This is a genomic window from Bradyrhizobium sp. MI1.7 (genome assembly GCF_055811795.1).
On the sequence record NZ_JBVVPO010000146.1, the window covers coordinates 1 to 7,428 of the forward strand.

The 7,428-nt window shown below is 65.8% G+C and carries 7 protein-coding genes and 1 pseudogene; 1 reads left to right on the forward strand and 7 read right to left on the reverse strand.

Features of this window, described 5'->3' with window-relative positions; genetic code table 11:
• From AC0L3X_RS46110 to AC0L3X_RS46140, 7 genes are all read right to left on the reverse strand, one after another.
• A partial coding sequence (locus AC0L3X_RS46110; RefSeq protein WP_473317537.1) for an ATP-binding cassette domain-containing protein occupies nucleotides 1-569 on the reverse strand: 569 nt, incomplete at its 3' end.
• A complete protein-coding gene (locus tag AC0L3X_RS46115) occupies nucleotides 566-1,981 on the reverse strand; it encodes an Asp-tRNA(Asn)/Glu-tRNA(Gln) amidotransferase GatCAB subunit A (RefSeq protein ID WP_063980820.1) in 1,416 nt (471 codons plus the stop codon). The genes AC0L3X_RS46110 and AC0L3X_RS46115, both read right to left, overlap by 4 nt.
• The gene (locus AC0L3X_RS46120) at nucleotides 1,978-2,175 is read right to left on the reverse strand and encodes a hypothetical protein (RefSeq protein WP_018321359.1); all 198 of its coding nucleotides are present in this window, start codon (nucleotides 2,173-2,175) and stop codon (nucleotides 1,978-1,980) included. The genes AC0L3X_RS46115 and AC0L3X_RS46120 overlap by 4 nt, the downstream gene beginning before the upstream one ends.
• Nucleotides 2,172-3,233: an ABC transporter ATP-binding protein gene (locus AC0L3X_RS46125; RefSeq protein ID WP_063980819.1), complete on the reverse strand. Its 1,062-nt coding sequence runs from the start codon at nucleotides 3,231-3,233 to the stop codon at nucleotides 2,172-2,174. The genes AC0L3X_RS46120 and AC0L3X_RS46125 overlap by 4 nt, the downstream gene beginning before the upstream one ends.
• Nucleotides 3,234-3,236: 3 nt before the next feature.
• A complete protein-coding gene (locus AC0L3X_RS46130) occupies nucleotides 3,237-4,139 on the reverse strand; it encodes an ABC transporter permease (protein WP_014498429.1) in 903 nt (300 codons plus the stop codon).
• A gap of 3 nt (nucleotides 4,140-4,142) precedes the next feature.
• Nucleotides 4,143-5,096 carry an ABC transporter permease gene (locus AC0L3X_RS46135; protein WP_354131616.1) on the reverse strand — a complete coding sequence of 318 codons (954 nt, stop codon included), beginning with the start codon at nucleotides 5,094-5,096 and terminating at the stop codon, nucleotides 4,143-4,145.
• 201 nt (nucleotides 5,097-5,297) lie between these two features.
• Nucleotides 5,298-6,935, reverse strand: coding sequence for an ABC transporter substrate-binding protein (locus AC0L3X_RS46140; RefSeq protein WP_473317538.1), 1,638 nt, complete (start codon nucleotides 6,933-6,935; stop codon nucleotides 5,298-5,300).
• A gap of 200 nt (nucleotides 6,936-7,135) precedes the next feature.
• Between AC0L3X_RS46140 and AC0L3X_RS46145 the strand changes: the two are divergent.
• Nucleotides 7,136-7,428, forward strand: a pseudogene (locus tag AC0L3X_RS46145) (ABC transporter substrate-binding protein); the annotation flags it as partial.

Consider the following 7,428-nt stretch of genomic DNA (forward strand, 5'->3'; position numbering starts at 1 on the left):
GCCTGCACGGAGACATCGAGCGCGGTGGTCGGCTCGTCCGCGATGATCAGTTCGGGCTCGGCGCAGATCGCCAGCGCGTTGTGATTGCGCTGGCGCATGCCGCCGGACATCTCGTGCGGATAGGCATCCAGCCGCCGCCTGGCCGAGGGAATGCGCACGACCTCGAGCATTTCGAGCGCCCTCGCCCGCCCTTCCGCAAGGCTCTTGCCTTCGTGGCGCACGACGCTTTCGGCGATCTGCGCGCCGATGGTGTAGACCGGATCGAGCGCGAGCGCGGGCTCCTGAAAGATCATCGACACGGTCTGGCCGCGGAACGACGACAGCTCCTCGTCGTTCATGGCGAGCACGTCGCGGCCCATCACGTTGACCTTGCCCGAAATCTGCGTGCGCTTCTTCGGCAGCAGCCGCATCAGCGCACGCAGGGTCACGCTCTTGCCGGAACCGGACTCGCCGAGCAGGCCCAGCACCTCGCCGTCACCGAGCGAGAGACTGAGATCGTTCACGGCATAGACCGTGCGCTCCCCGGTGAAGCGGATGTTGAGGCCTGAGATGTCGACGAGCTTTGTCATGACGGCAGTTTCGGCAACCTATCGTGATAGTCGGTGACGCGCTGGAAGGCGGCGCCGATGGTGAGCAAGGTCGCTTCATCGAAGGAGCGGCCGATCAGCTGCATGCCAACCGGCAGGCCGCTTTTCGTGAAGCCGGAGGGAATGGTGAGCGACGGCAGGCCCAGAAAATTCACCGGGCGGGTGAACAGCGTCAGCCGCTGCACCATCGCCGGCGCGTTCGGGCCGCCGCCGACGTCGCTCTCCTCGATCGTCGGCGCCGGCACCGGCGATGCCGGCGCGATGACCGCATCGACACCAGCGGTGGCCGCATTGTGCGCGGCGAGTGCGGGGCCGCGCCAGCGCATGGCTTCGAGATAGGTGATGGCGGGAACGGCGAGACCGTTCTGAAGCCGCATCAGGACCTGCGGGCCATAGTCCTGCGGACGCTCGATCATCCAGCGCTTGTGGAAGGCGGCCGCTTCGGCCGCGAGCACGAGCTGGCTTGCCGCAGACAATTGCCGCTGGTCCGGCAGCTCGACTGTGACGATGTCGGCGCCCTCGCGCTTGAGCACCGCGATGGTCTCGTCCAGCACGCGCGCGACCTCGCCGTCGAGATCGTCGACATAGAAGGACGCGGGCACGCCGATCTTCAGGCCCTTGAGCGACCCCTTGGTGGCGCCGACATAGTCGGACAGCGGCTCATGACTGGTGGTCGAATCCGCGGGATCGGGACCGGCCATCAGCGCCAGCAGCAGCGCGCAATCCTCGGCGGTGCGGGCGAGCGGACCGACGGTGTCGAGCGATTGCGACAGCGGCATCGCGCCGGCGCGGCTGACGCGACCGACGGTGGTCTTCAGCCCGGTGACGCCGCAGAAATGCGCGGGCATGCGGATCGAACCACCGGTGTCGGAGCCGAGCGCCGCAAACGTCAGGCGCGCCGCGACCGACGAGCCCGAGCCCGACGAGGAGCCGCCGGTGATGTGCGCGACGTTCCAGGGATTGCGCACCGGGCCATAATGGGCGTTGTGGCCGGTCGGGCCATAGGCGAATTCGGCCAGATGCAGCGTGCCGAGGCGGACCTGGCCGGCATCCTTCAGCCGCTGCAAGGCCGTGGACGTGACGGTCGGCACGAAGTCGCGGCGGATCAGCGAGCCGCAGGTCGAGACGTGGCCTGCGTCGTAATACATGTCCTTGTGCGCGAGCGGCACGCCGTGCAGCGGACCGCGGACATTGCCCTTGGCGAGCTCGGCATCCGCGGCATCGGCAGCCTTCAACGCGGACTCGGCTTCAACCGACATGAAGGCGTTCAGATGCGGCTGCCACTGCGCGATGCGGTGCAGCAGCGCACGCGTCACCTCATGCGAGGACACCTGCTTCATCGCGATCGCGCGCGCGACCTCGGTGAGCGTCATCAATGCAGGCTCACGGCTCATTTCGACACCTTCTGCGTCTGCGCGATCGGATAGAGCGCGGGCTCGAGATCGAACGGCAGCGTGCCGGCGATGGCCGCAAAGCCTTCGAAGGCCGGTCCGATGGAATTGGAGATACGCGTCGCGATCTCGTCATCAACAGGGACGCCGGCGATCTGCGCGATCGGCTTGATCTCTTTGGGTGTCGGTCTTGTCATGCTGTTTCCTCTGCGGGCGCGCGGCTATGGCCTGATCCCGGTATCGCCATGTAGCACGCGGCTTCGTGGCCCATTGTATCGAGCGCGGTGAGCTTTGGTGCTGCATTTGCGCAGAGCGGCTCCGCAAACGCGCAGCGGGTGTGGAAGCGGCAACCCGGCGGCGGATCGATCGGATTGGGCGGATCGCCGGTGATCGGCGGCTTCTCGGTGCGACGATCCGGGTCCGACGACGGCATCGCGGCAAGGAGCGCACGCGTATAGGGATGCGCAGGGTTGTCCCAGACCTGGTCGACCGGGCCGAGCTCGACGACCTCGCCGAGATACATCACCAGCACGCGATCGCTGATGTAGTGGACGACGTTGAGGTCGTGGCTGATGAAGAGATAGGTCAGGCCGAACTCGCGCTTGAGATCGGCGAGCAAATTCAGCACCTGTGCCTCGACGGATTTGTCGAGCGCCGAAACGGCTTCGTCGAGGATCACCAGCCGCGGCGACAGCGCCAGCGCACGCGCGATGTTGACGCGCTGGCGCTGGCCGCCGGAGATCTCGTGCGGATAGCGGTTGGCGAAGTTTTCCGGCCGCAGGCCCACCTTGCCGAGCAGCTCGCGCGCCAGCGCCCGCGCCGTGCCATCGGCCATGCCGTGCACTTTCGGGCCGAACGCGATCGATTCCTCGATCGTCAGGCGCGGATTGAGCGAGGCATAGGAATCCTGGAACACCATCTGCATGCCGCGGCGCAGCTCGCGCAACGACAGCGCCTGGCCGACGGTCATGCCGTCATAGATGATGTCCCCGGTATCGCGCGGCATCAGATGCATCAGCAGCCGCGCGGTGGTCGACTTGCCGCAGCCGGATTCGCCGACGATGCCGACGGTCTCGCCCTTCGCGACCGAGAAGGAGACGTTGTCGACCGCGCGCACGGTGCGTTTCGCGGCGAACAGCCCGCCGCGCACCGGGAAATGCTTGGTCAGGCCGTTGACCTGGAGCAGCGGTTGCGCGACGCCGCCAACGTCCTCGACCGGCTCCAGCATTTCAACGGATGTGTTGCTCTCGCTCATGGCCTAGTTCCTAATGTCCATGGCGCTGCGCAGGCCGTCCGAGAGCAGGTTGAAGCAGATCGAGACCGCAAAGATCATCGCGCCCGGCAATGCCGCGACCCAGGGATTGACGTAGATCGCGGTGCGGAGCGTGTTCAGCATCAGTCCCCATTCCGGCTCCGGCGGTTTTGTGCCGAGGCCGAGGAAGGAGAGACCTGCGGCCAGGATCATCGAGACCGAAATGAGACTGGTCGCATAGACGAAGATCGCGCCCAAGACGTTGCCGAGGATGTGCACACGCATGATGGTGAAGGGCCCCGCGCCGGACGCACGCGCCGCTTCGACGAAGTCCATGTTGCGCACGCCGGTGGTCACGCTTTCGGCAACACGTGTGATCTGCGGCACGAACACAACGGTCAGGGACACGATGGAATTGAGGATGCCGGCACCGAGCGCGCCGGAGATCGCGATGGCGAGCAGCACGGAGGGAAAGGCGTAGAACACGTCGATCGTGCGCATGATCGCGGTGTTGAGCTTGCCGCCGACATAGCCAGCGACGAGGCCGAGCGACGTGCCGATGCAGAAGGCGAGGATCACGGGCAGGATGCCGATAACGAGTGACAGCCGGCCGCCATAGATCAGCCGCGCCAGCATGTCGCGGCCGAGCTCGTCGGTGCCGAGCGGGTAGCCTGCTGTGCCGATGTGGCGGAGGCGGCGGATCATCGAACCCTTGTAGGGATCTTCAAGTCCGAGCCACGGCGCGAGCACCGCGGAGAGGAAAATCAGCAGCAGCACCAGCGCGCAGGCCATGCTGACCTTGTCGCGGGCGATGCGGCGGCCGACGGTCGCCCAATAGCCGCGCGCCTTGGTCGCGGGCGCGGCCTGGAGCGCGGCGTCGGCGGTCGCTGACAACGGAAGCTCGCTCATCGGCTAGCCCCGCTTGATGCGCGGGTCGATCGCGGCTTGCGCGATGTCGACCAGCAGATTGAGGAAGACGAAGAACAGCGCCAGGATCAGGATCGTGCCCTGCAGCAGCGGCAGGTCGCGCTGGAAGATCGCCGAATTGAGCAGGAAGCCCGACCCCGGCCAGGAGAACACGGTCTCGATCAGGATCGAGCCGCCGAGCATGTAGCCGAGCTGAAGCCCCATCACCGCGAGCGCGGTGGGCGCGGCGTTCTTGATGACGTGGCGAAACACGCCGGTTTCGTGCAGGCCCTTTGCGCGCAGCGCCTCGACAAAGTCCTGGCTGAGGATGTCGCCGGTGAGCGCGCGCACGGTGCGGGTGACGATGCCCATCGGAATCACCGAGGTCGTGATCGCCGGCAGCACGAGATATTTCAGATGCGCCCAGTCCCAGGCCCAGAAGTTGGAGCCGTTCGGCCCGGCGCCGACCGCGGGCAGCCAGTTCAGCTGCACCGAGAAGATGATGACGAGCACCATGCCGAGCCAGTAATGCGGCACGGAGACGCCGGCGATGGCGAAGGAGGTCGCGACCTTGTCGATCCAGGTCTCGCGGAAATAGCCGGCGATCAGGCCGAGCAGGATGCCCATCGTGAAGCCGATGATGGCGGCCGCAATCGCGAGCGTGACGGTGTTGCTGACCGCGCGCATGACCTCGGCGAGCACGGGACGCCCCGTCGCGATGGAATTGCCGAGATCGCCATGAAGGGCACGCAGCAGCCACAGGCCGAACTGCACCGGCAGCGGACGGTCGAAACCATAGGCGGCGCGGAGCTGCGCCGCGAGCTCCTGCGAGGCGTCGGCCGGCAGCACGGCGACCAGCGGATCGCCCGGCGTGATGTGCACGAGCAGAAAGCACACCAGCGCCACGCTGATGACGATCGGAATGACATAGACGATGCGGCGAGCGATATAGGCGAGCACTGGTCTTCTTTCTTCCTTCTCCCCTTGTGGGAGAAGGTGGCGCGCGATCAGCGCGCCGGATGAGGGGTATCTATCCGCAGATACAGCGTTATCGAATGAGAGAGAGGGTCGCTCGCGGAGAGAGACCCCTCACCCGGCTTCGCTGCCGCGAAGCCGCCCTCTCCCACAAGGGGAGAGGGTGCACTGAGCGTGTGGCGCGAACTACTGCATCGACACCAGCGAGAAGTCGATGAACCAGCTCTTGGGCTGCACGACGCCCGTCACCTTCGGGCTGATGGCGCGGGGGCCGACGTCGTGGGCGACGTAGAGGAAGGCTGCATCGTCGACGGAGGCCGCGTGCAGCTCGGCGAGCGCAGCGTCGCGCGCGGCTGGATCAAACGTCTGCCGTGCCTTCTTCACCAGCTCGTCGAACTTGGGCTCGTGGATGAAGCCCCAATTGTTCGAGACCGGCGGCGCCATGCCGGACTGGAGGAAGCGCACCAGCGCGAAGAACGGGTCCATCGCCGCGTAGGTGACGTTGGTCGCGTTCGAGCCGTTGGCGCTGGGGTCCTTGGCGCCGCGGCGCCAGTTGGTGAACAGCGTGTTCCACTCGATGACGTCGAGCTTCACGTCGAAATGGCATTCGGCGAGCGCCTGCTGGAGATATTCGTTCATCGGCAGCGGCTGCATCTGGCCGGAGCCCGACGCCGAGGTCTGGATCTTCACCGTCAGCTTCTTTGACGGACCGAAGCCGGCCTCCTGCATCAACTTTTGCGCAGCCGCCTTGTCGTACTTGATCTCGAAGGTCGGCTTGCCGCGCCAGGGATGGCCGGGCTCGAAGGTGCCGGTCGCCGGCACCATCAGGCCCGCGAGCAGGCCGTCCTTGAGACCCTCGCGATCGACGCAGAGGTTGGCGGCCTTGCGGACGCGGATGTCATTCCAGGGCGAGCCTTCGACGCGCGAGAACTGCCACGGCCAGACATGCGGCTGCTCGTTGGCGTAGAGCTTGAAACCGCGCTGCTTGAGCTCGGGCAACGCGTCGGGCGCCGGCGCCTCGACCCAATCGACCTGCCCCGAGAGCAGCGCCGCGGTGCGCGCGTTTGCTTCCGGCATCGGCAGGAGCACCATCTTGTCGACCTTGGGCACGCGCGCCTTGTCCCAATAGGCCGCGTTCTTCACCAGCTCGAGGCGCTCGCGCGGCGTGAAGCTCGCCATCTTCCACGGGCCGGTGCCCGCGGCGTCCTTGGCGAACGCGGTCCACGCGGCCTGCGACTTCGCCTTGGCGTCGGCGCCTTCCGCCTTGTCGTAGAAATGCTGCCACTTCGCCGGGCTCGCCATGAACAGGTTGGTGAGGTTGATCGGCAGGAAGCTGTCGGGCTCCTTGGTGGTGAGCTCGACCGTCATGTCGTCGATCTTCTTCGCGGAGGCCAGCGTCGGCATGCGCGACGCGGTCACGCCGACCTGGCTGGCGTCGAACTGCGGCGCATCCTGCTTCAGCACCTTCTCGACGTTCCACACCACGGCATCGGCGTTGAACGGCGAGCCGTCATGGAAGGTGACGCCGGGGCGCAGCTTGAAGATCCACTTGGTCTTGTCGGCATCATCCACCTTCCATTCGGTGGCGAGCCCGGGCACCAGCTTGCCGGGGCGGTCGGCGACGTCCATCTCCCAGGCGACCAGCGGATCGTAGATGGTGTACGCCGTGAACTGATAGGCGCCGGCGCCGCGATCGGGCTGGCCCGTCGTCAGCGGGATGTCCGCCATCGAGATGCCGTAGCGCACCACCGTTTCGGCGCGTGCCGTGATCGCGGATAACGCCAGCGCAAGCACGGCGAGACAGGTCGATAGTCGGATACGCATGGCCCAAGGCTCCCAGGAGATTTCAGAGCCAAACTTGCAATCTTGATGCCAGAATAGGCAGGACGGTGGCTTTGCCGACACGTGATCACACAGACTTGTCGTCGCAGGGGCAATTTGCAGAAAAAGTTTCCCCATTGGCATAGCCATTGCATACGTTTGCATCAAAATTAGTCATTGAAAGCCGGAAGAGGACTGAGACGATGCTTATGAAGACAACCACCCGCGCGGCGCTGATTGCTGCGCTGGCTCTGACGACTGCGGCCGCGTGGCCGAGCGTGGCAAGCGCCGAAACCGTGCTGCGCATCGGCATGACCGCTGCCGATATTCCGCGCACATTGGGCCAGCCCGATCAGGGTTTTGAAGGCAACCGCTTCACCGGCCTCACCATGTACGACGCGCTCACGGGCTGGGACCTGTCCTCGGCCGACAAGGCGAGCGTGGTAATCCCGGGCCTTGCCACCGAGTGGAAGGTCGACGATGCCGACAAGACCAA